Annotated in this window: 15 protein-coding genes and 1 pseudogene; 3 read left to right on the top strand and 13 right to left on the bottom strand. The window is 72.2% G+C overall.

Annotated elements, in window-relative coordinates; all coding sequences use genetic code 11:
- The first annotated feature begins 170 nt into the window (after positions 1 to 170).
- Positions 171 to 431 (top strand): 30S ribosomal protein S20, encoded by a 261-nt coding sequence (gene rpsT, locus DEI99_RS07430; RefSeq protein ID WP_071254639.1) that lies wholly within the window; start codon positions 171 to 173, stop codon positions 429 to 431.
- 840 nt (positions 432 to 1,271) lie between these two features.
- Here the strand turns inward: rpsT and holA are convergent.
- The 13 genes and pseudogenes from holA to DEI99_RS07365 form a co-directional block, all read right to left on the bottom strand.
- Positions 1,272 to 2,291, bottom strand: coding sequence for a DNA polymerase III subunit delta (holA, locus tag DEI99_RS07425; RefSeq protein WP_111040571.1), 1,020 nt, complete (start codon positions 2,289 to 2,291; stop codon positions 1,272 to 1,274).
- Positions 2,292 to 2,964: 673 nt separating this feature from the next.
- A pseudogene (locus DEI99_RS17255) lies at positions 2,965 to 3,987 on the bottom strand (ComEC/Rec2 family competence protein); the annotation flags it as partial.
- A 715-nt stretch (positions 3,988 to 4,702) separates the two neighbouring features.
- Positions 4,703 to 5,500: a helix-hairpin-helix domain-containing protein gene (locus DEI99_RS07415; RefSeq protein ID WP_284180983.1), complete on the bottom strand. Its 798-nt coding sequence runs from the start codon at positions 5,498 to 5,500 to the stop codon at positions 4,703 to 4,705.
- A 99-nt stretch (positions 5,501 to 5,599) separates the two neighbouring features.
- A complete protein-coding gene (leuS, locus tag DEI99_RS07410; protein WP_111040573.1) occupies positions 5,600 to 8,140 on the bottom strand; it encodes a leucine--tRNA ligase in 2,541 nt (846 codons plus the stop codon).
- A 50-nt stretch (positions 8,141 to 8,190) separates the two neighbouring features.
- A complete protein-coding gene (gene cydC / locus DEI99_RS07405) occupies positions 8,191 to 9,879 on the bottom strand; it encodes a thiol reductant ABC exporter subunit CydC (RefSeq protein ID WP_111040574.1) in 1,689 nt (562 codons plus the stop codon).
- Positions 9,876 to 11,528, bottom strand: coding sequence for a thiol reductant ABC exporter subunit CydD (cydD, locus tag DEI99_RS07400; RefSeq protein ID WP_111040575.1), 1,653 nt, complete (start codon positions 11,526 to 11,528; stop codon positions 9,876 to 9,878). The genes cydC and cydD overlap by 4 nt, the downstream gene beginning before the upstream one ends.
- Before the next feature lie 10 nt (positions 11,529 to 11,538).
- A complete protein-coding gene (gene cydB / locus DEI99_RS07395; RefSeq protein WP_111040576.1) occupies positions 11,539 to 12,543 on the bottom strand; it encodes a cytochrome d ubiquinol oxidase subunit II in 1,005 nt (334 codons plus the stop codon).
- Between the two features lie 16 nt (positions 12,544 to 12,559).
- Complete coding sequence (locus tag DEI99_RS07390; RefSeq protein ID WP_111040577.1) at positions 12,560 to 13,972, bottom strand: cytochrome ubiquinol oxidase subunit I; 1,413 nt, start codon at positions 13,970 to 13,972, stop codon at positions 12,560 to 12,562.
- A gap of 273 nt (positions 13,973 to 14,245) precedes the next feature.
- Entirely contained in the window at positions 14,246 to 15,166 is a 921-nt protein-coding gene (locus DEI99_RS07385) for an ABC transporter substrate-binding protein (RefSeq protein WP_111040578.1), read from the bottom strand.
- Entirely contained in the window at positions 15,163 to 15,891 is a 729-nt protein-coding gene (locus DEI99_RS07380; RefSeq protein WP_111040579.1) for an ABC transporter permease, read from the bottom strand. The genes DEI99_RS07385 and DEI99_RS07380 overlap by 4 nt, the downstream gene beginning before the upstream one ends.
- Positions 15,888 to 16,604: an ABC transporter permease gene (locus DEI99_RS07375; RefSeq protein WP_111040580.1), complete on the bottom strand. Its 717-nt coding sequence runs from the start codon at positions 16,602 to 16,604 to the stop codon at positions 15,888 to 15,890. Before DEI99_RS07375 ends, DEI99_RS07380 begins: the two co-directional genes overlap by 4 nt.
- On the bottom strand, positions 16,601 to 17,515 hold the full coding sequence (locus tag DEI99_RS07370) for an ABC transporter ATP-binding protein (RefSeq protein ID WP_111040581.1): 915 nt from the start codon (positions 17,513 to 17,515) through the stop codon (positions 16,601 to 16,603). The genes DEI99_RS07375 and DEI99_RS07370 overlap by 4 nt, the downstream gene beginning before the upstream one ends.
- A 239-nt stretch (positions 17,516 to 17,754) precedes the next feature.
- Positions 17,755 to 18,402, bottom strand: a complete 648-nt coding sequence (locus DEI99_RS07365) for a TetR/AcrR family transcriptional regulator (RefSeq protein ID WP_111040582.1) — start codon at positions 18,400 to 18,402, stop codon at positions 17,755 to 17,757.
- Positions 18,403 to 18,546: 144 nt separating this feature from the next.
- On the opposite strand from DEI99_RS07365, the gene DEI99_RS07360 reads away from it, so the two are divergent.
- Positions 18,547 to 19,611, top strand: a complete 1,065-nt coding sequence (locus DEI99_RS07360) for an App1 family protein phosphatidate phosphatase (RefSeq protein ID WP_071297300.1) — start codon at positions 18,547 to 18,549, stop codon at positions 19,609 to 19,611.
- Between the two features lie 55 nt (positions 19,612 to 19,666).
- Positions 19,667 to 21,553 (top strand): glycoside hydrolase family 15 protein, encoded by a 1,887-nt coding sequence (locus DEI99_RS07355; RefSeq protein WP_111040583.1) that lies wholly within the window; start codon positions 19,667 to 19,669, stop codon positions 21,551 to 21,553.
- The last annotated feature ends 605 nt before the right edge of the window (positions 21,554 to 22,158 follow it).

Below are 22,158 nucleotides of genomic sequence, written 5' to 3'. Positions count from 1 at the left end.
CGGCGTTTCGCCGATCCGGCGGTGTTTCGTGCTTTGGTGGCAGCCCGTCCGCCTGGTAGTGTTGGTGGCTGGCTTCCGCGTTCCCCGCCCACGGGTGGAACGCGATGCGACCAAGGGCCCCTCTACCCTGCGGTCGCGCCCACCCGTACGAGACGAAGCAGGAGCAACACATGGCGAACATCAAGTCGCAGATCAAGCGCATCAAGACCAACCTCAAGGCCACCGAGCGCAACAAGGCGTACAAGTCGGAGCTGAAGACGTACATCCGTCACACCAACGACGCCGTCGCCGCGGGCGACAAGGACAAGGCCGTCGCGGCCCTGGCCCTCGCCTCGAAGAAGCTCGACAAGGCCGTGAGCAAGGGTGTCATCCACAAGAACCAGGCCGCGAACCGCAAGTCGGCCATCGCGAAGAAGGTTGCCTCGCTCTGATCTCCTGAGCGTCGCACGAAGGCCCCGTACCGGAAGGTGCGGGGCCTTCGTCGTGTGTGGGGCGCGGGGTGGGGGTGCGGGACGGGGCGGGGCGCTGGGGCGGGGGCGCGGCGCGCTTCGTGAGCAGGAATGGTCGGGTCGCGAGGGCGCGCTCGACCATTCCTGCTCACGAAGTGCACGCCGAGGGGCTCCAGCCCGCCGAACGGGCACGGGCACGGGCACGGGCAGGCCGCAGCAACGCGGGCGCGGGCGCGGACCCGCAGCGGGCACGAGCGTCGGGGCGCGTCGGGCGCTGCGCTCGTCCAGTGAGCAGAAGACGTCGAGTCGTGCGGGCGCACCCGACGTCTTCTGCTCACTCGGTGCGCGCTGCCCAGCACGGGGTCGTCGCGCTGCACCGCACGGAAGCGGCGGTCGGGCGTGCGTGCGAGGGGGCGCGAGGCGCTGCGCTCGCTCAGGGAGCAGAAGTCGTCGGGCCGCGAGGCCGCACCCGACGTCTTCTGCTCACTCGGTGCACGACGCGGGCACGGGCACGGCAGCACGGGCTCGACCGCGGGACCGCCGGGACCCCTCGCCGGGAGCCTCGCCGGGCGATCGTGAGCAGGAATGGTCGGGTCGAGCGGGCGCTCCCGACCATTGCTGCTCACGAAGTACACGCGACCGGCGCACGACCGCCAGGACGCCCCGGCGACGGCGATGGTGAGCAGGAACGGTCGGGTCGAGCGGGCGCTCCCGACCATTGCTGCTCACAAAGTGCACGCCGTCCGGCGCGGGACCACCGACGCCGACGGGCGCAGGACCTCGACGCCGACGGGCCGGGTCAGCCGACGGGCTCGCCTCGCCTCAGCGGGCCTCGCCGCGCCGGGCGATCGTGCGCACCATGACCTCGAGGGCGTAGTGCGCGTCGCGGGAGCCGCCCTTCACCGCGGTGTCCGCCTCGGCGATGCTCGTGATCGCGTTCGCCAGCCCGGACTCGGTCCACGAGGCGACGTCGCGCTGCGCCCGTTGCACCTGCCACGGCGCCATGCCGAGCGCGGAGGCCGCCTGCCCGCTCGGACCACGGAACGCGCTGACCTTCGCCATCGTGCGGATCTTGCTCGCGAAGGCGGCGACGATCGGTACCGGGGCCTCACCCGTGGCGAGGGCGTGCCGCAGCTCGACGATGGCCGGGGCCGAGCGGCCGGCCAGGGCGATGTCGGCGACCTTGAACGCGTTCGTCTCCACCCGGCCGCCGTAGTACTTGTCGACGACCTTGTCGGTGATCTCCTGCGCCTCGTCGGCGAGGAGCTGCCGGCACGCCGCGGCGAGCTCGGCGAGGTCGTCCGCGAACGCCGTCACCAGGGTGCGCACGGCCGAGGGCGCGATCTTCCGTCGCGCGGCCCGGAACTCGGCGTTCACGAAGTCGATCCGGTCGGTCTCGCGCTTCAGCTCGTCGCAGAGGACCTCGATGCCACCGCCGACCCCGCTGCGGATCGTGTCGAGCAGCTTCTTGCCGCGCACGCCACCGCCGTGCCGGAGCACCAGGGTGACGTCGTCGGCGGGGGCTTGCAGGTACGCGATCGTCTCGGTGATGAAGGCGTCGGTGCACTTCTCGACGTTCGTGACCCGGACGAGTCGGGGCTCGCCGAAGAGCGAGGGGCTCGCCAGGGTCGCGAGGATCCCGGGCGCGTACTGGTCGGCTTCGAGGTCGTGGACCTCGAGCGCGGGGTCCTCGCCGACGAGCAGGTCCTTGAGCACGCCGCGGGCACGGTCGGCGAGGAACGCCTCGGGACCGGTGATGAGCACGACGGGGGCCGGCCGGATCCCCGACCAGGGGACCTGGTCGATCTTCGCTGCGGCGCGCGCGGGCTTCTTGGCGGGCATGCGGTCCTTCCGGGGTCGCCGGTCCGGTCGGTACCGGGGCGGGTGGTGCACCTCCGATCCTACGGGCGGCCGCCGACGACGACCGCTCGCTCCACACCCGCACCCCGTCGGTGCCGGCACGGGCGAGCACGATCGTGCCGAGCTCGTCGGTGCGGAGCGGCACGGTGCCCGCTGCCCGGAGGTCGTCGAGGGCGGAGCGCGTCGGGTGCCCGTAGGTGTTGTCCGCGCCGACGCCGATGAGCCCGACGCGGGCGGCGAGCTGTCGGGTGAGCTGCGGGTCCTGGTCGGCCGAGCCGTGGTGCGACACCTTGAGGACGTCGACGGGCCCGGTCGGCAGCAGGCCGGAGGTGCGCAGCCGTCGTTGCGACGACTCCCCCAGGTCGCCGAGCAGGACCCCGGTGAGGCACGCCGCGCAGGACGCCGGGTCCGCCGGACCGATCGTGAGCACGATGCTCGCGTCGTTGCCGGAGGTGCGGTCACCGGCGCGTGGCCACACCGCCCGCCACGCGAGCGGCCCGAGGGCTCCCGACACGCGGTCGTCCGCCCGGCGGACGTCGACCCCGGCGCGCCGGAGGTCCTCGACGACCCGGTCGTCCGACGAGCGGCCGGTCGGCCCCACCAGGACGGTGTCGACCGATCCGGCGACCGTGTCGACCGCGCCGACGTGGTCGCGGTCGAAGTGCGTGAGGACGAGCAGGTCGATCCGCGTGGTGCCGAGCAGGCCGAGGCACGCCCGGAGCCGCACCGGGTCGTCGCCGGTGTCGACGAGCGCCACGGCGTCACCGCCCCGGAGCAGCACCGCGTCGCCCTGCCCGACGTCGCACGCCGCGACCGACCAGTCCCGCGGCACCGAGCCGCGGACCACGAGCACCGGGACGGTCACGGCGGCGACCCCGACCGCGACGACCAGCGCCGACGCGAGCAGGAGCCACCGGGCGGCCCGCCCCCGGACCAGGACCGCGGTGGCGATCCCCGCACACACGAGGACGGCCGCGACGACCCCGACCGGTCCGGCAGGCCAGGGCGTCGCGGCGTGCGGCAGCGACGCCGCCCCGCGGGCGATCCCGCCGACGACGGCGGCGGGGACCCAGGCGACGGCGGCGAGCACCTGCGCGCCGCCCGGGGACACCGGCGCGAGGACGCAGGCCGCGAGACCGACCACCGTGACGACGGGGGCGAAGGGTTCGGCGAGCAGGTTCGCCGGCACGGCGTAGGTGGGCAGCGCCGGCGACAGCGGGATCGTCACCGGCCAGCAGGCGACCTGGGCGGCGACGGGGACCGCCAGGGCGGCGGCCACCGGTGCCCACAGCCGACGGGCGAACAGGTCGGTCAGCGACGGCCCGAGCACGACGATCCCGCTCGTGGCGAGCACGGACAGCGCGAACGCGAAGGACCGTGCGACCCACGGGTCGGCGACGAGCATCCCGGTGGCGGCGAGGGCGATGAGCGGCACGCCCCGCACCGGGCGGCCCGCCAGGTGCACCACGAGCACCACGACGGCCATCACCGTCGCGCGCACGATCGACGGATCGGGGCGGACGAGCACCACGAACGCCAGGAGCACGCAGACGGCCACGGCGGCCCGCACCACCCGCGGCAGGCCGCAGGCCCGACCGAGCACCACGACGAGTCCGACCACGACCGCGCAGTTGGCCCCGGAGACGGCGGTCAGGTGCGTCAGCGCGACGGTCTCCATCGCGGCCTCGGTGTCGGGGTCGAGCCCGGACCTGTCCCCGATCGCCATGCCGCGGAGCAGCGCTGCGCCGGGCTGGGGCAGACCGGCCGTGGCGCGCACGAAGGCCTGCCGGGCGGTGTCGGTCGCACCGAGCACTCCCCCGGGCGGCACGGACGACGGCGCGCCGCGCAGGAATGCCACGACGGCGGTCGCCGAGCCCACGCGGTCGAACTGCAGCGCAGCGGTGCCGGTGACGTGGGAACCGGCCGGCAGCACGGCGCCGGGCGGATCGTCGCGCGCGGGGACGAGCCGGACGGGGACGCGGAGACCGCGGACGGCGTCCGCCCGCTCGAGCGTGCCGACGACCGACCGGTCTCCGGGGACGAGGTCGCGGGACAGGACCGCCTCGACCTCGACGCGTGCGGCGCCCTCCGCCCCGACGACGGCGTGCAGCGACTGCGGGGACCGGCGGGCCTCCGCCACCGTGACCGACACGGCGAGCAGCGTGGTGAGCGCGGCGGCCACGAGGACCAGCGCGGCGACGACCGCGGGTCCGCCGCTCGGCCGTCGGCCGAGCACGACGCCGCTCACGACGGCGAGCACGACCGCGACCGTCCCGACGACCGGTGCGGCGTCCGGCGCGCCGACGAGCAGGGCGACGACGACCCAGGCGACACCGACGGGTCCCGCCACGCGCAGGTCCGCCGCACTCGGGGCGAGGTGCACGCGCCCCTCCTCAGACTCGCACGCGGTCGCGCAGCTCGGCGAAGCGGACGTCGCCGATGCCGCTGACGTCGAGCAGGTCCTCGACCGCGCTGAACCCGCCGTGTTCGTCGCGCCACGCGATGATGCGGCCGGCGAGCCCCGGCCCGATGCCGGGCAGGGTCTCGAGCGCCGCCTGGTCGGCACGGTTCAGGTCCACGACTCCGGCTCCCGGCGCCCCGGCCGGCGCACCGTCCGCAGCGCCACCGCCACCCGCCGCAGAGCCAGCGCCGCCCCCACCATCGCCACCGCCACCGCCGGACACCGGGTCGAGCGCCTCGGGCACGTCCTGCTGCCCCTGCCGCGGCACGTACAGGCGCTCCCCGTCCGTCAGCGGCCGCGCCAGGTTCAACCGGTCGAGGTCGGCGTCCTCCGTCGCACCGCCGGCACGCTCGAGCGCGTCGGTGACCCGGCTCGCCGCGGGCAGGTCGACGACGCCGGCCCGACGCACGGCCCCGAGCACGTGCACGACGACCCGCCCCGAACCCGCGTCGGCAGCAGCACCGGCACCGCTACCGGCACCGGCACCGACACCCGCGGACCGCGACGGGGACGCCACCGCCGACGAGTCGGCACCCGGATCGCCTCCGGCGGACGGCGCACCCCGCACGACCACCCCGTCGGCATCACCGTCACCCCCACCAGCGCCGAGGACCCCGACCAGCGCCACGACGAGCGCGACGGCGACCACGACACCGGCGAGCACCACGGCCGCCCGCGGGGACAGCGTGAGGCGGGACCACCAGGGCCCGGGTGACGACGGCGAGGACATGTCCGAACGCTACGGAGCCCGGCCGATCCTCCGGGCTCCGTCGGTCACGTCTGTGGACGGGCGGCGCAGCCGCCCCCGCTGTGCAGGGACGGCCGCGCGCTACCCCTTGATCGCGATGTTGACGAGCTTCGGCGCCCGCACGATGACCTTCACGATCTCGCGGTCACCGATGTAGCGCTGCACGTTCGCGGACGACCGCGCGAGCTGCTCGAGCTCGTCCGCCTCGATGGACTTCGAGACCTCGAACGAGTCGCGCACCTTGCCGTTGACCTGCACGACGGCGGTCAGGGTCTCCTGCACGAGCAGCGTCGGGTCGGCCTTCCGCCAGCCGTACGTGGCGACGGTGGCCTGGTAGCCGAGCTGCTCCCACATCTCCTCGCCGGTGTACGGCGCGAAGACGCTGAGGGCGAGGGCGACGGTCTCGACGGCCTCGCGCACGGCGGGGTCACCGGCACCGGGGCCGCCGTCGATCGCCTTGCGGGTGACGTTGACCAGGTCCATGAGCCGCGCGATGACGACGTTGAACTTGAACGACTCCATCATGCCGGGGGCGTCGGCCAGGAACCGGTGGGTGACCTGACGGAGCGCCCGGTCGCCCTCGGCCCACACGGCGTCCGGCGTCGAGGTGACGTCGGTCGCCAGGCGGTACGCCCGGGCCAGGAAGCGCGCGGACGCCGACGGGGAGACGTCCTCCCAGTTGATGTCGTCCTCCGGCGGGCCGGCGAAGCCCATGACGAGGCGGATGGCGTCGACGCCGTTCGCGTCGAGTTCGTCGCCGAGCGAGACGCCGCCCTTCGACTTCGACATCTTCGAGCCGCCGGACAGCACCATGCCCTGGTTGAGCAGTGCCGAGAACGGCTCGGTGAAGTCGAGGTACCCGAGGTCGAACAGCACCTTCGTCACGAAGCGCGCGTACAGCAGGTGCAGGATCGCGTGCTCGATGCCGCCGATGTACTGGTCGACGGGCGCCCACTTGCGCGCGATCGCCGGGTCGAACGCCTGGGTGTCGTCGTTCGCCGCCAGGAACCGCAGGAAGTACCACGACGAGTCGACGAAGGTGTCCATCGTGTCGGTGTCGCGGAGCGCCGGGGTGCCGTCGACGGGGTTGGGCACGTTCACCCAGTCGGTCGCGCCGCCGAGCGGCGACGTGCCCTTCGGCTTGAGGTCGAGCCCCTCGGTGTCCGGCAGTCGCACCGGCAGCTGGTCCATCGGCACGGGGTGCTCGGTGCCGTCGGCGCCGTGGATGATCGGGATCGGCGTGCCCCAGAACCGCTGGCGCGAGATGAGCCAGTCGCGCAGGCGGTAGGTCTTGGCGGCACGACCGGTGCCGCGCTCCTCGAGCAGGGAGATCGCCGCGGTGATCGCGTGCTGCTTCGACATGCCGTCGAGCGGACCGGAGTTGATCATCCGACCGGTGCCGGTCAGCGCCTCACCCGTCGACACCGGGTCGAGAGCGGGGAGTTCCGTGTCGGGGGACACGACCGGGATCGCCCCGGTCACGGCGGCGTTCGTGTCGACCACGACGCGCACGGGCAGGTCGAACGCCCGCGCGAAGTCGAGGTCGCGCTGGTCGTGCGCCGGCACGGCCATGACCGCACCGTGGCCGTAGTCGGCCAGCACGTAGTCGGCGGCCCAGATCGGCAGGCGCTCCCCCGTCAACGGGTGGATCGCGAAGCGGCCGAGCGGCACACCGGTCTTCGGCCGGTCGGCGTTCTGCCGGTCGATCTCCGAGGTCTTCTGCGTCGCGGTCAGGTACGCGTCGAAGTCAGCCCGCACCTCGTCAGGGGCGACGGAGACCAGCGAAGCGGCCAGGTCCGAGTCCGGCGCCACGACCAGGAACGTCACGCCGTGGATCGTGTCCGGGCGCGTGGTGAACACGGTGACCGGCTCGTCGCGGCCCTCGATGACGAAGTCGACGTCCGCGCCGACCGAGCGGCCGATCCAGTTGCGCTGCTGCGCGATGACCTTCGCCGGCCAGCGGCCCTCGAGCTGGTTGAGGTCGTCGAGCAGGCGGTCGGCGTAGTCGGTGATCTTGAAGTACCACTGCGTGAGCTTCTTCTTCACGACGACGGCGCCGGAGCGGTCCGAGGTGCCGTCGGGCAGGACCTGCTCGTTCGCGAGCACGGTCTGGTCCACCGGGTCCCAGTTGACCCAGCTGTCCTTCCGGTACGCCAGGCCCTTCTCGTACATCTGCAGGAACAGCCACTGGTTCCACTTGTAGTACTCGGGGTCCGAGGTGTGGATCTCGGTGGTCCAGTCGAACGACGGCGCGTAGCGCTTGAAGGACGCCTTCTGCTGCGCGATGTTCGCGTAGGTCCAGTCCTTCGGGTCCACCCCGCGCTTAATCGCAGCGTTCTCGGCGGGCAGGCCGAACGAGTCCCAGCCGATCGGGTGCAGCACGTTGAAGCCCTGCTGCCGCCAGTACCGCGCGACGAAGTCACCGAGCGCCCAGTTCTCGGCGTGCCCCATGTGCAGGTCGCCGGACGGGTACGGGAACATCTCGAGGATGTACTTGCGCGGACGGGTGTCGTCGAGGTCCGTGGTGAAGAGCCCGAGCTCTTCCCAGCGGGGCTGCCACTTGTCCTGGATACGACGGAAGTCGTAGGCGTTCGGGTCCTCGGCCTGCTGCTCGGTGGTCACGGTCCTCAACGATACAAGCCGGGAGGCCCGTCCCGCGTCCGCCTGTCGGCTCACCCGGCGAGCAGGCGTCCGTCCCGCATCCGCAGGGTCCGGACGACCAGGTCCGGCGCCACCGGGACGTGCGACACGATGACGACCGTCCGCCCCGCTGCGCGGGCGGTGGTGACGAGGTCGCGGAGCACGGCGTCGCCGAGGTCCGGGTCGACGTCGGCGGTGGGTTCGTCGAGCACGAGGACCGGGAACGCGTGCAGCAGCGCCCGTGCCAGGGCCAAGCGGTGCGCCTGCCCGCCGGAGACGAGGCCGCCGCGCTCCCCGACCGACGCGTCGAGACCGCCGCGTCGCGTGGCCCACGCGCCGAGGCCGACCCGGTCGAGCACGGCGAGGAGCTCGTCGTCGGTGGCGGTGTCGCGCGCGAAGAGCAGGTTCTGCCGCACCGACTGGTCGAACACGAACGGGTCCTGCTCGATGAGCCCGACCCTCGCGCGGACGGCGTCGGGGTGCATGTCGCGTGCGTCGACCCCGTCGAGCGTGTACGAGCCCTCGTGCTCGACGAACCGGACGAGCGCGTCGACGAGCGTGGACTTGCCGGCGCCGCTCGGCCCCTCGAGCACCACGACCTCGCCGGGGTGCAGGTCGAGCGTGACACCGTCGACCGCGGGCCGGTCCGCGCCGGGCCACCGCACGGTGACGTCGCGCAGGGCCACGGCGACCGGACCGTCGACGACCAGGTCGGCGGGGTCGGCGTCGGCGTCGGGCTCCGGCACGATGCCGACGGGGACGTCGGCGGGCACGGTCTGTTCGACGCGGTCGGCGGCGGCGCGCACCCGGCGGAGCGTGAGGACGGCGAGCGGGACGGTGCCGACGACCTCGAAGAGCGCGAGCGGCACGAAGACCGCGAGGGCCCAGAGCGGACCGTCGAGTGCCCCGGACACGACCGCGGGGGCACCGGCCGCGAGGATCCCGATCACCGCGCCGCCGCCGAACAGACCGACGAGGGCGCCGACGAGGGACTCGACGGAGCCGCGCCGACGGACGGCCCGGGTGACGCGGGCGTCGAGGCGGGCGATGTGGGCGAGCCGGTCGTCGAGCGCGCCGTACGCCGCGAAGACGTCGAGCGTGCGGACGGTGTCGAGCACGAGGTCGGCGACGCGGCCGCGGTCGGCGGCGGTCTCGCGGTCGGACCGTTCGGCGATCGCCCGGGTGACCACCGACCCGACGAGGGCGGCGATCGCGAGCGCGACGACGAGCACGAGCGCAGCGGGCACGGACACGAGCGCCACCGCGACGACGGACAGCACCGCGACGACCGCCGCGGACACGAGCGGGCCGACCACTCTGATGGGCAGGTCCTGCAGGCGGTCGGTGTCGGTGACGAGCCGCGTCAACAGGTCGCCGCGACCGGTGCTGCCGAGTCCGACCGGTGCGACCGAGGCCAGGCGTCGGTACATCTCGGTGCGCACCACGGCCAGCTGCCGGAACGAGGCGTCGTGCCCGGCGAGCCGGTCGACGTACCGCAGGGCGGCGCGACCGAGCGCGAACGCGCGGACCCCGACCATGACGAGCGTCAGGTACAGGATCGGCGGGTGCTCCGCGGCGCGCGTGATGAGGTAGCCGCTCGCGGCGAGGAGCGCGACGGCGCAGACCGCGCTGAGCGAGCCGGCGGCGACCGCCTTCGCCCAACCCGACCCGTGCGGCATGGCGAGCCGCAGGACCGACGTGCCACGGGCCTCCCGGCTCATGCGCGCACCCCCGGTCGGACCGTCACGGACCCGTCGGAGGCGACGTCCAGTCGGAGGTCGGCCGCGGCGATCACCGCCGGGCGGTGGCTGGCGACCACGACGACCGCACCGTCGGCCGCCAGGCGGCGGACGGACGCGACGACGTGCGCCTCGGCGTCGACGTCGAGTGCCGAGGTGGGCTCGTCGAGCAGGACGAGCGGGGTCTGCTCGCGGCGCGCCCGGTAGAGCGCGCGGGCGACCGCGACGCGCTGCGCCTGGCCGCCGGACAGGCCGCTGCCGCCGGCGCCGACCGGGAGGCCCGGGTCGACTCCCAGCCCCGCGTCACCGAGCGCGGTCCGCACGTCGTCGACGTCGGGGGTCGCGCTGAGCGCGACGTTCTCGGCGACGGTCCCCCGCACGAGACGCGGGCGCTGGTCGGCCCAGGTGGTGCGGTCGGCCGCCGGGGCACCGGCCGCTCCGGGCACCGTGACCGTTCCTTCGTGGGGCAGCACTCCGCGCAGGGCGGCGATGATGCTCGACTTGCCGGAGCCGCTCGGGCCGGCGAGCACGACGACCGTGCCGGCCTCGGCGTGCAGGTCGACGGGGCCGATCACGACGTCGGGGCGGCGGACCGTCAGCCCGCGCACCGTCAGCGCGGTCGCCGCAGCGGGTGCAGGGATCGGTGCCGTCGCGGTCGGGGCGTCGCGGTCGTCGTCGAGCACGTCGAGGACCGCGGCCGAGGCCTCGACGCCGTCCTGCGCGGCGTGGAAGTCGGCGCCGACCTGCCGGATCGGGGCGAAGGCCTCCGGTGCGAGGACGAGCACGAACATCGCGGCACCGAGGCCGAGCGAACCGTCGACCAGGCGGATGCCGATCGACACCGCGACCAGGGCCACGGACAGGCTCGCGGCGAGTTCGAGGGCGAACCCGCTCACGAACGACAGCCGGAGCACCCCGAGGGTCCCCCGCCGGTACTCGTCGGTGACCGCGCCGATCCGACCGACCTGGCGCCGCGCGCGGCCGAAGACCTTGAGCGTCGCGAGCCCCTCGACGGCTTCGGTGAATGCGCCGCCGAGCGTCGCCAGGGCGTCGGACTGCCGTCGCTGCAGCGCCTGCGTCGCCAGGCCGATCAGGATCATGAACACCGGGATGACCGGCAGGGCGAACAGGATGATCAGCCCGCTCGTCAGGTCGCCGATCCCGATCGCGACGAGGAGCACCGGGGTCGCGATCGCGGTGAGGGCGAGCTGCGGCAGGTACCGGCCGAAGTAGGCGTCGAGGGCGTCGAGCCCCGGTCCGAGCGTCGTGGCGAACCCGGCGCTCGACCGGCCGGACAGCCACGCCGGCCCGCGCTCGGCCGCCCGGGCGAGCACGGTGGTGCGCATCTCGCTCTTCACCCGTGCCGCGGCCCGTGCGGCCAGGTCGTCCGTGGCCCAGGCGGCGACCGCCCGGAGCACGAACGCCCCGCCGAGCAGCCCGAGCGCCTGCCCGAACGCCGCCGGGACGCCCCCGCCCCCGGCCGCGTCGACCCCGAGGGTCACCGCCGCGGCGATCCCCCACGCGATCGCGATGGTCGCGATCGTGCGCAGGACGCCCGTCCCGGCGGCGGCGACGATGAAACCGCGCGCCGTCCGGGACAGTCGCAGGAGTCGGGGGTCGAGGGGTTTCACCGTCGTCCGCCTAGTGCGCGGCCGCGGTGATCTGAGCGCGGGAGACGCGCTTGCGGAACACCCAGTAGGTCCACGCCTGGTACGCGAAGACGAGCGGCACGAAGATCAGCGCGACCCAGCTCATCACGGTGAGCGTGTACGAGCCGGACGACGCGTTGTACACGTCCAGGCTGTTCGCCGGGTCGTTCGAGGCGGGCATGACGTCCGGGAAGATCGCCGTGAACATCGCGAGCACGACGGCGGCGATCGTGACGGCCATGAGCGTGAAGGCACGGCCCTCCTTGCCCCAGGCGTTGCAGAGCACCGCGAGCACGAGCGCCAGGGCCGCGACGACGGAGAGCACGAGCGAGGCCGGGGTGGCACGGACGAAGGCCATCGACACCAGGAACGCGGCGGCGACGACGATCGTCACGGTGCCGGCCCGGGTGGCCAGGCGCTTCGCACGCTCGCGGATCTCGCCCTCGGTCTTCAGCGCGACGAACACGACGCCGTGGGTGAAGAAGACGAGGAGCGTCGCGGCGCCGGTCAGCAGCGCGAACGGGTTGAGCAGGTCGAACAGGGTGCCGGTGTAGTTGTGCCCGGCGTCCATCGGGATGCCCCGGACGACGTTGCCGAACGCGACGCCCCACAGGAACGACGGCACGGCGCTGCCGACGATGATCATGAGGTCGAAGCGGCGCTTCCACTCGAGGTGCTTCTCCTGGTGCCGGTACTCGAACGACACCCCGCGGGCGATGAGCGCGGCGAGGATGAGCAGCAACGCCAGGTAGAAGCCGGAGAACATCGTGGCGTACCACTCCGGGAACGCGGCGAACAGGCAGGCACCGGCGACGATGACCCACGTCTCGTTGAGGTCCCAGACCGGGCCGATGGTGTTGATGAGGACCCGACGGTCGGTGTCGTCCTTGCCGAGGAACGGCAGGGACATGCCGACACCGAAGTCGAAGCCGTCGAGGACGAAGTAGCCGACGAAGAAGACGCCGACGATCGCGAACCAGAGGACAGGGAGATCCATCAGACAGCGTCCATTCCTAGTAGACCGTCACTTCGTGCTTGACCTCGCCGGTCGTCTCGTCGACCTCGGCCGGGTCGGCCGGGCCCTCCTGTGCGACCTTCTTGATCAGCTTGAACTCGACCACGGCGAGCGAGCCGTAGATCAGGGTGAAGACGAGGAGCGAGATGAGGACCTCGATGCCCGTCACGTTCGGCGAGACGCCGTCCTTCGTCTGCAGCAGGCCGAACACGAGCCACGGCTGCCGGCCCATCTCGGTGAAGACCCAGCCGACGATCATCGCGGCCATCGGCAGCGGGACCGTCCACGTGGCCACGCGCCACACCCAGCGCTGCGTCGGGAACCGGCCCTTGCGGGTCAGCCAGAGCCCGGCCAGCGACACGAGCACCGCACCGATGCCGAGCGCGATCATCCAGCGGAACGACCAGTAGGTGACCCAGATGATCGGCTTGTAGTCACCGGGGCCGTACACCTGGGTGTACTGCGCCTGCAGGTCGTTGATGCCCTCGACGGTGCCGTTGAAGGTGTGCGTCGACAGGAACGACAGCAGGTACGGCACGCGGATCGAGAACAGCTCGTGCACGCCGTCGGGGGTGCCGAGCGTCAGGATCGAGAACGAGGCGTCCTTGCCGGTCGAGGTGTTGTAGAGCGCCTCGGCCGCCGCCATCTTCATCGGCTGCGTGTCGACCATGGTGAGACCGAGCTGGTCGCCGGTCAGGACCGTGAGCGCACCGGCCGCGACCATCGTCCACATGCCGAACTTGAGCGCCGGCATCATCGTCTCGAGGTGCTGGTTGCGCGCCAGGTGGAACGCGGCGACGGAGATGATGACCGCGGCGGCCACCATGAAGCAGGCGAACAGGGTGTGCGGGAAGGCCGCGAGGGCGACCTTGTTGCCGAGCACGGCCCAGATGTCGGTGAGCTCCGCGCGCCCCTTCGCCTCGTTCATGGCGAACCCGACCGGGTGCTGCATGAAGGCGTTCGCGGCGATGATGAAGTAGGCCGACATGATCGTGCCGGCGCTGACGCACCAGATGCTGGCGAGGTGCAGCCCCTTCGGCAGGCGGTCCCAGCCGAAGATCCAGATCCCGATGAAGGCCGCCTCGAAGAAGAAGGCGAGGATGCCCTCGAGCGCGAGCGGCGCCCCGAAGACGTCACCGACGAAGCGCGAGTAGTTCGACCAGTTCATGCCGAACTGGAACTCCTGCACGATGCCGGTCACGACGCCCATCGCGAAGTTGATGAGGAAGATGCGCCCGAAGAACCGCGTCAGCTGCAGGTAGTGCGCACGACCGGTGCGGTACCAGGCCGTCTGGAACACCGCCACCACCGCGGCCATGCCGATCGTCAGCGGCACGAACAAGAAGTGGTAGATGGTCGTCAGGCCGAACTGCCACCGCGAGAGCAGCAGGGGGTCGAGGAGGTCGTTCATGCGGCGTTCCCCCGCCGGGTCGCCGCGCGCAGTTCGTACACGTCAGATGCTTCCTGTTGATCGGTTCCATCAGGTGTCACAGCCGTTGGGACACTGCAACGGTATCGCCGGAGGAAGCCACTCGACAAGTTGTAGAAGCCCCGCCTGCACAAACGTGCAGGAGAAGTGCACGGCACAACCGTGCGGAAAACATGTTCATCGGGAGCACCCCCGGGAACGACGACAGGCGCCGGGCAGATGCCCGACGCCTGTCGTTCTTCTTGCGGAGCGTGCCTAGAGCAGGCCCTTCTCGGTCAGGAAGTCCTTCGCGATCTCGGACGCCTTCTCCTTGTCGACGGTGCTCTTCAAGTTGAGCTCGATGAGGGCATCGGTCGACAGGACCTTGCTCACCTTGTCGATGTCGGCCGCGGCCTTGTCGTCGACCTTCTTCGACACCACGGGGATGACGTTCTGCGGCAGGATCAGGTTCTCCGGGTCCTTCAGCGAGACGAAGTCGTTCGCCTTGATGCTCGGGTCGGCGCTGTAGATGTCGGCGAGCTGGACGGTGTCGTCCTTGAGCGCCTTCACGGTGAGCGCTCCGCCGGAGTCCTCGACGACCTTGAAGTCGACGTCGACGCCGTAGACCGACTTGAGGCCCTTCGGGCCGTACGGACGGGTCTGGAACTCGGAGTTCGCGCCGACGGTGAGCTTGTCGGAGACGTTCTTCAGGTCGGCCAGGCTCGTGACGTCGTTGTCCTCGGAGAACTTCTTCGTGACGGTGTAGCTGTCCTGGTCGGTCGCCTCGGCCTCGTCGAGGACGCGCAGCCCGGACGGCAGCGCGTCGGGCAGGGCCGCGTCGATCTCGTCGGCGGTCTTGGCGTCCGAGTCCTTGTCGAAGTACTGCAGCAGGTTGCCGCTGTACTCGGGCATGACGTCGATCGCGCCCTTCTCGAGCTGCGGGATGTAGATCTCGCGCTGCCCGATGTTGAAGCTGCGCTTGACCGTGAAGCCGTCCTTCTCGAGGACCTGGGCGTACAGCTCGGCGATGATCTCGTTCGAGTAGTACTGCTGCGAGCCGATGACGATCGTCTTGGAGTCGCTCGACGTGCTCGAACCGCTGTCGAGCGGGTCACTCGACGCGCAGCCGGTCAGGGCGGCGGCGACGCCCAGTGCCAGCGTCGCTGCGACGCCGACACGGATCTTTGCTGTGATCACGATGGATTTCCTTCCGGGATGGGATTGCGGGCTCGCTCGCGCGATCCCTGGCGCTGCCGGGCCGTGGGGTCGAGGGTGCCCTTCGGCACCGCCGCCCGCTGCAGCACGGCGAACACGATCTCGAACGCGATCGCGAGCGCGATCACGAGGATGGAGGCGCCGAGCATCTGCGCGTAGTCCTGGGTCTTCAGACCGAGGAAGAAGTACCCGCCGAGGCCGCCGGCGCCGACGTAGGCGGCGAGCGTCGCGGTCGCGACGACCTGCAGCACCGCGGCGCGGAGCCCGCCGATGAGCAGCGGCAGGCCGAGCGGGACCTCGACCTTCCACAGGATCTGCCAGCCGGTCATGCCCTGCGCCTTCGCGGCGTCGACCGTCACCGGTTCGACGGACTCGATGCCCGAGTACGCGCCGGCGAGCACCGACGGGATCGCGAGGACGACGAGTGCGAGCAACGGGGCCTGCAGGCCGATGCCGAGCAGCAGGCCGAACAGTGACAGCACGCCGAGCGTCGGCAGCGCGCGGACCCCGCCCGAGACGGCGATCGAGAACCCGCGGGCGCGCCGGGTGTGCCCGATGGCGTACCCGATCGGCACGGCGATCACCGCGGCGATGAGCACCGCGAGCAGGGTGATCCAGACGTGCTCCCAGATCCGGGCCGGGATCGCGTTGTAGCCGGCGTAGTTCGCCGGGTCGAACACCCAGCCGAATGCCTGTCCGATGATCACGAGGTCACCTCTGCCTGCTGGAGCACGCGCCGGGACGCACGCTGCGTCCGGGTCGTGCGGCGGTTCCACGGCATCGCGATGCGGCCGAGCAGGACGAGCAGGCCGTCCAGCGCGAAGGCCAGCACGAGCACCATGACGATGCCGGAGATGATCTCCTCGTAGATGCCGCGGGCGAGCCCGTCGGTGAAGAGCGACCCGAGGCTCCGGATGCCGAGCACCGCGCCGACCGTGGTCAGCGAGATCGTCGACACCGAGACCACCCGGAGCCCGGCGAGCAGGACCGGCCCGGCGAGCGGCAGCTCGACGCGGAAGAACCGCTGCGCGGACGAGTAGCCCATCGCCGTCGAGGCGGCCTTCGTGCCCGCGTCGACCGAGGTGAGACCGTCGACCGTGGACCGCACCATGAGCGCGAGGCCGTAGAGGGTCAGGCTGATCACCACGTTGAGCGGGTCGAGCAGGTCGGTGCCGATGATGCTCGGCAGCGCCACGAAGAGCGCGAGCGACGGGATCGCGTACAGGAGCCCGGCCACCGTGACGATGCCGCTGCCCACGCCCGCCGCGAAGCGCGAGCCGCCCGGTCGCTGCAGCCGGACGACGAGCCACCCGATCGGGATCGACAGCAGGAACGCGACGACGATCGGCGGGAGGGCGATCGCGAGGTGCGACAGCGTGGCGTCACCGATGGTGTCGAGGTTCGACAGCACCCACTTCACCGGGTGCCCCCACCCTGCGCCGGAGCACCCGGGGCGGTTGCACGCGCCCCGGCCTCTGTTCCCTGCGGCACCGCGGACGCGGCGTCGACGACGCTCACCGGACCGGTGAGCACACCTGCGGCGCGACCGTCACCGTCGACCACGATCGGTCCGGTCGGCGTCTGCTCCACACGGAGCGCACGGCGACCACGGCCGACGCCGATGAAGTTCGCGACGAAGTCGTCGGCCGGTTCGGCGAGGATCTCGGACGGGGTGCCCTGCTGGGCGATCTCGCCGCCCTTCTTGAGGATGACGACCTGGTCGCCGAGCTTGAAGGCCTCGTCGATGTCGTGGGTCACGAACACCACGGTCTTGCCGAGCTCGCGCTGCAGCCGGATGAGCTCGTCCTGCAGGTCGTTGCGGACCAGGGGGTCGACGGCGCCGAAGGGCTCGTCCATGAGCAGGATGTTCGGGTCGACGGCCAGCCCGCGGGCGACGCCGACGCGCTGCTGCTGCCCACCGGACAGCTGCGACGGGTAGCGGTCGGCGAAGGCGCGGTCGAGGCCGACCGTGTCCATCAGCTCGAGCGCCCGCGCACGGGCGTCGGCCTTGGACACGCCGGTCAGGAGCGGGACGGTCGCGATGTTGTCGATCACCTTGCGGTGCGGCAGGAGTCCGGAGTTCTGCATGACGTAGCCGATGCTCCGGCGGAGCTTGACGGGGTCGACACCGGACACGTCCGAGCCGTCGATGGAGACGGACCCCGAGCTGGGGTCGACCATCCGGTTGATCATGCGGAGCAGCGTGGTCTTGCCACAGCCGCTGGAACCCACGAAGACGGTGGTGGTCCGCGAGGGGATGACCAGGTCGAATCCGTCGACGGCGGTGGTGCCGTCCGGGTAGGTCTTGCGCACCGAGCGGAACTCGATCATGGGTGCCCTTCTGTTCGGAGGTAGCCCGACTCCGGACGACAGTACCCGTCGGCTGCGACAACGGTGCACCCCGTGTCGCAAACGTGACGTGTCCCGGACAGCCGGCCGGCGCGGGGTGGCAGCCCGGCTGCCGGACGTGAGCAGACCGGCCGACCGGCACCGGGCCTCCTGGCCGACGCCCCGGACACGACGACGCCCGCGCCGCTCGGCGAGCGGACGCGGGCGTCGGTGACGGTGGGTCAGGAGGCGGCGAGCACCGACTGCAGGTGGGCCCGACTCATCGTGCGGTACTCCTCGATGATCGCGGTGTCCGGGTTCGCCGGGTCGCGGTGCGCCCGGGCGAACACGGCGTGCGACGACTCGGCGAGGACCACCCAGGTGCGGGCGATCCGCTCGTCGAGCGGCAGTCCGAAGCGGTCGTGCATGATCTGCCCGACGGCCCCGCCGAGCGCCCCCATGCGGTCCTCGGCGTCGCCGGTGCCGGTGTCCGCGGCGTCGCCGAAGCGGATCGCCCGGAAGCCCGGCTCGGTGCGGTACATCTCGTCCGTCGCGCGGATGAGCGCGTCGCAGCCCTGCTGCCAGGTCTCCGCGCCGCTGGCGTCGAGCGCCTCGACGAAGCGCGACGCCAGGCGCTGCGTGCAGCGGATCGCGAGCGCCTCGACGACGGCGATGCGGTCGGGGAAGTACCGGTAGACGGTGCCGATGGACGCCCCCGCCCGTTCGGCCACCATCGCGGTCGTGAGCCGCTCGAACCCGATCTCGTCGATCACCGCGGCGGCGGCGTCGAGGAGACCCGCGAGGCGCGCCGAACTGCGGGCTTGGACCGGCTCGTTCCTGAGCAGTGATGATCCCCCCGGCAGAGCGTTCGTTACCTCGGTGACGAGCACGTGTTCTCCTCTTGCGCTCCTGCGCGGTCGGTTTGGTCTGACGGTGACAACCTTCGCAGAGACCGGCTGGAACGTGGCTGCGACTCACCCGATCGCGATGAGCGTCTTCGTGGACTTCGACCGCCCACATGGTTTGATGGGGCCATGCCCGACCCGACGCACCACGAGCCGTCGCTGGCCGAGCCCCTCCTGCACCGAGCCGCCCGCATCGAGGACGCCGTCCAGGAGTTCCGCGAGCAACGCGCGCGGCGCCGTGGCCTCGTGCCGACGGTCGTCCCCTACACCGGGTACGGCGCACCCGGGTGGGTGCGGATCCTCTGCCGCGTGCTGCTGACACGGCGCGGTCTGGCGTCCGACGTGTCCTACTCGGGGGTGCGCGGGTGGCGCAGCTTCACGAGCGTCGCCGTCGACCACACCGAGGTGACCGTCAGCGCCGGCGGGGTGTCGCACACCGTCGAGACCGACCGTGGCGGCGTCGTCGACACCATCGTGCCGCTCGACCTCGAACCGGGGTGGCGCACCGTCCGGCTGTCGGCCGGTGGCGGGCGGAGCGTCGAGGCGGACGTCTTCGTCGTGCACCCGGACACCCGGTTCGGCCTGCTCTCGGACATCGACGACACGGTCATGGTGACCTCGCTCCCCCGGCCGATGCTCGCGGCGTGGAACTCCTTCGTGCTCACAGAGCACGCCCGCCGCCCCGTGCCGGGCATGTCGGTGCTCTACGAACGCGTGCTCGCGCAGCACCCGGGCTCGCCGACCGTGTACCTGTCCACCGGCGCCTGGAACGTGGCGCCGACCCTGAAGCGCTTCCTGACGCGGAACATGTACCCGTCGGGCACGCTGCTGCTCACCGACTGGGGCCCCACCCACGACCGGTTCTTCCGCAGCGGACAGTTGCACAAGCAGGAGAACCTGCGCCGGCTCGCCCAGGACTTCCCGGACGTGCGCTGGCTGCTCGTCGGCGACGACGGCCAGCACGACGAGTCGCTGTACGGCGACTTCGCCCGCGAGCACCCGGACAACGTCGCCGGGGTCGCCATCCGCCAGCTCTCCACGAGCGAGGCGGTGCTCGCCGGCGGTCGCTCCCGGGCGCAGGAACGCTCCCGCGACTCGTCGGCGCCGTGGGTCTACGCACCGGACGGCTCGGGCCTCTGGCGTGAGCTGACCCGGGTCGGTCTGGCCGAGCCGGACGCCGCCGACCACGTCTGAACGGTCCCTCAGCGAGACCGGCGGCGCTCCGGCCGGGGTGTGGTTCGATCGGGGCATGAGCAACGGCGCACCGGCAGCCCGCATCGAGGACCACGCGGTCATCGGGGACACCACGACCGCGGCGCTCGTCACCCGGGACGGCACGGTCGACTGGTTGTGCCTGCCCCGGTTCGACAGCACGTCCACCTTCGCCGCCCTGCTCGGCGACGAGGAGCACGGCCACTGGACCCTGCGGCCCACCGACCCCGACGCGACCGCGAAGCGCCGGTACCACGGCGAGACCCTCGTGCTCTCGACGGTCTGGACGACCGCGACCGGCGTGGTCGAGGTCACCGACTTCATGCCCGTCGGCGCCCACCGGCCCTCGCTCGTCCGCCGGGTGCGCGGGCTGCGCGGCAGCGTCGAGGTCGAGCAGGTGCTGCGCATCCGCTTCGACTACGCGCTCGCGCTGCCGTGGGTGCGCCAGGTCGGTGGCGACGACGACCCGGCGCTGCTCGCGACCGCGGGCCCGGGGTCCGTCGTCGTCCGCGGCGTCCGCTTCCGGGCGTCCGACCACCGGCACACCGCCACGACGACCGTGCACGACGGCCAGGTGCTCGACACCGTCCTCACCTGGTACCCGTCGTACCGCGACGCCCCGGAGCCCGTCGACGTCGACGCCGCGCTCGCGCACACCGTCGACTGGTGGACGGACTGGATGGCGACCGCGCACACCGAGGGGCGCCACGCGGCCGCGACGCGACGGTCGCTGCTCTTCCTGCGCGCGATGACCCACGGCGACACCGGCGGCGTCGTCGCCGCGGCGACCACCAGCCTGCCCGAGGACCCGGGCGGCGAACGGAACTGGGACTACCGCTACGTCTGGCTCCGCGACGCCTCGCTCGCCCTCGCCTCGCTCATCGCGCACGGCTACCGCGACGAGGCCGAGCACTGGCGCGGCTGGCTCCTCCGCGCCGTCGCCGGCGACCCGGCCGACGTGCAGATCATGTACGGCATCGCCGGCGAGCGGGAACTGCCCGAACGCGAGCTCGCGCACCTGCCCGGCTACGCCGACTCGAAGCCGGTCCGCGTCGGCAACGGCGCCTCGACGCAGTACCAGGGCGACGTCTTCGGCGAGGTGCTCGCCGCGCTGCACGACGCCCGCGAGCTCGGCGTCGAGGAGAGCGCGGACTCGTGGGCGCTGCAGCGCGCCCTGCTCGGCTACGTCGAGGAGCACTGGCAGGAGCCCGACAACGGCATCTGGGAGATGCGCGGACCGCGCCGCCACTTCACGCACTCGCGGGCGATGATCTGGGCCGCGTTCGACCGCGGGGTCGCCGCCGTCGAGGAGTTCGGCCTCGACGGCCCCGTCGAGCGCTGGCGCACCCTGCGCGAGACCGTCCGCGCCGAGATCGAGGAGCACGGCTGGAACGCCGCGCGCGGGTCCTACCGGCAGCACTACGACACCGACGAGGTCGACGCCAGCCTGCTCGTCCTGCCCCAGATCGGCTTCTGCGCCGCGGACGACCCGCGCATGACCGGCACCGTCCGGGCCATCGAGGAGGACCTGCGCGTCGGCGACGACGGACTCGTCCTGCGGTACCGCACCACCGCGGGCTTCGACGGGCTCACGGGCACCGAGCACCCGTTCCTGGCGTGCTCGTTCTGGCTCGTCGAGCAGTACGCCGGCTCCGGCCGCCTCGACGACGCCGAACGCCTGATGGACGTGCTCGTCGGCTACGCGAACGACGTCGGCATGCTCTCCGAGGAGATCGACGTCGCCACCGGGCACCACATCGGCAACACCCCGCAGGTGCTGTCCCACCTGACCCTGGTGTCGGCGGCCGACGCTATCTCGCGCGCGAGGGGCGGCACGACCGGGCACCGGACCCGCACGGCCTCGCGCAGCGGCGGCACCCGCTCGTGGACCGGCCAGGGCGGCCGTGCCGGCTCCCCCGGGTGAGGTGCGCGGGGCTGGGGCTTCGCTGGTGCCGGGCGCTGTTCCGCGCGTGGGGTGCAGTTCCGCGCGTGGGGTGCCGTTCCGCGCGTGGGAGGTCGTTCCGCGCCTAGGAGGTCGTCCCGCGCGTAGGCAGCAGGTTCTTTCGGCCACCTAAGCGCGAGAGTGCTTCCTACGTCACGTGCGATGGGACGGAACGCTCGAGGGACATCGGCGGCGTGTGGCTCGCGAGGGCAGCCGTTACGCGCGGAGGAGGTCGTTCCGCGCGTCGGCAGCAGGTTCTTCCGGCCACCTACGCGCGAGAGTGCTTCCTACGTCACGCGCGATGGACGGAACGCGCGAGGGGCATCGGTGGAGGGTGCTACGCGTGGGCAGCTGATCCGCGTGTAGGAGGTCGTTCCGCGCAAAGGCAGCAGGTTCTTCCGGCCACCTACGCGCGAAAGTGCTTCCCACACCACGTGCCATGGGACAGAACGCGTGCGGTGCATCGGCGGCGAGTGCTTCGCGAGGGCAGCCGTTCCGCGCGTCGGCAGCAGGTTCTTCCGGCCACCCACGCGCGAAAGTGCTTCCCGGGCCCTGCAACGGGCGGCACGCACGCCGCGCTGGCTGGA

Source organism: Curtobacterium sp. MCLR17_036, from assembly GCF_003234445.2.
Taxonomy (GTDB): domain Bacteria; phylum Actinomycetota; class Actinomycetes; order Actinomycetales; family Microbacteriaceae; genus Curtobacterium.
Note: the sequence above shows the minus strand (reverse complement) of the source record. Positions and strands in the feature narration are given on the sequence as shown.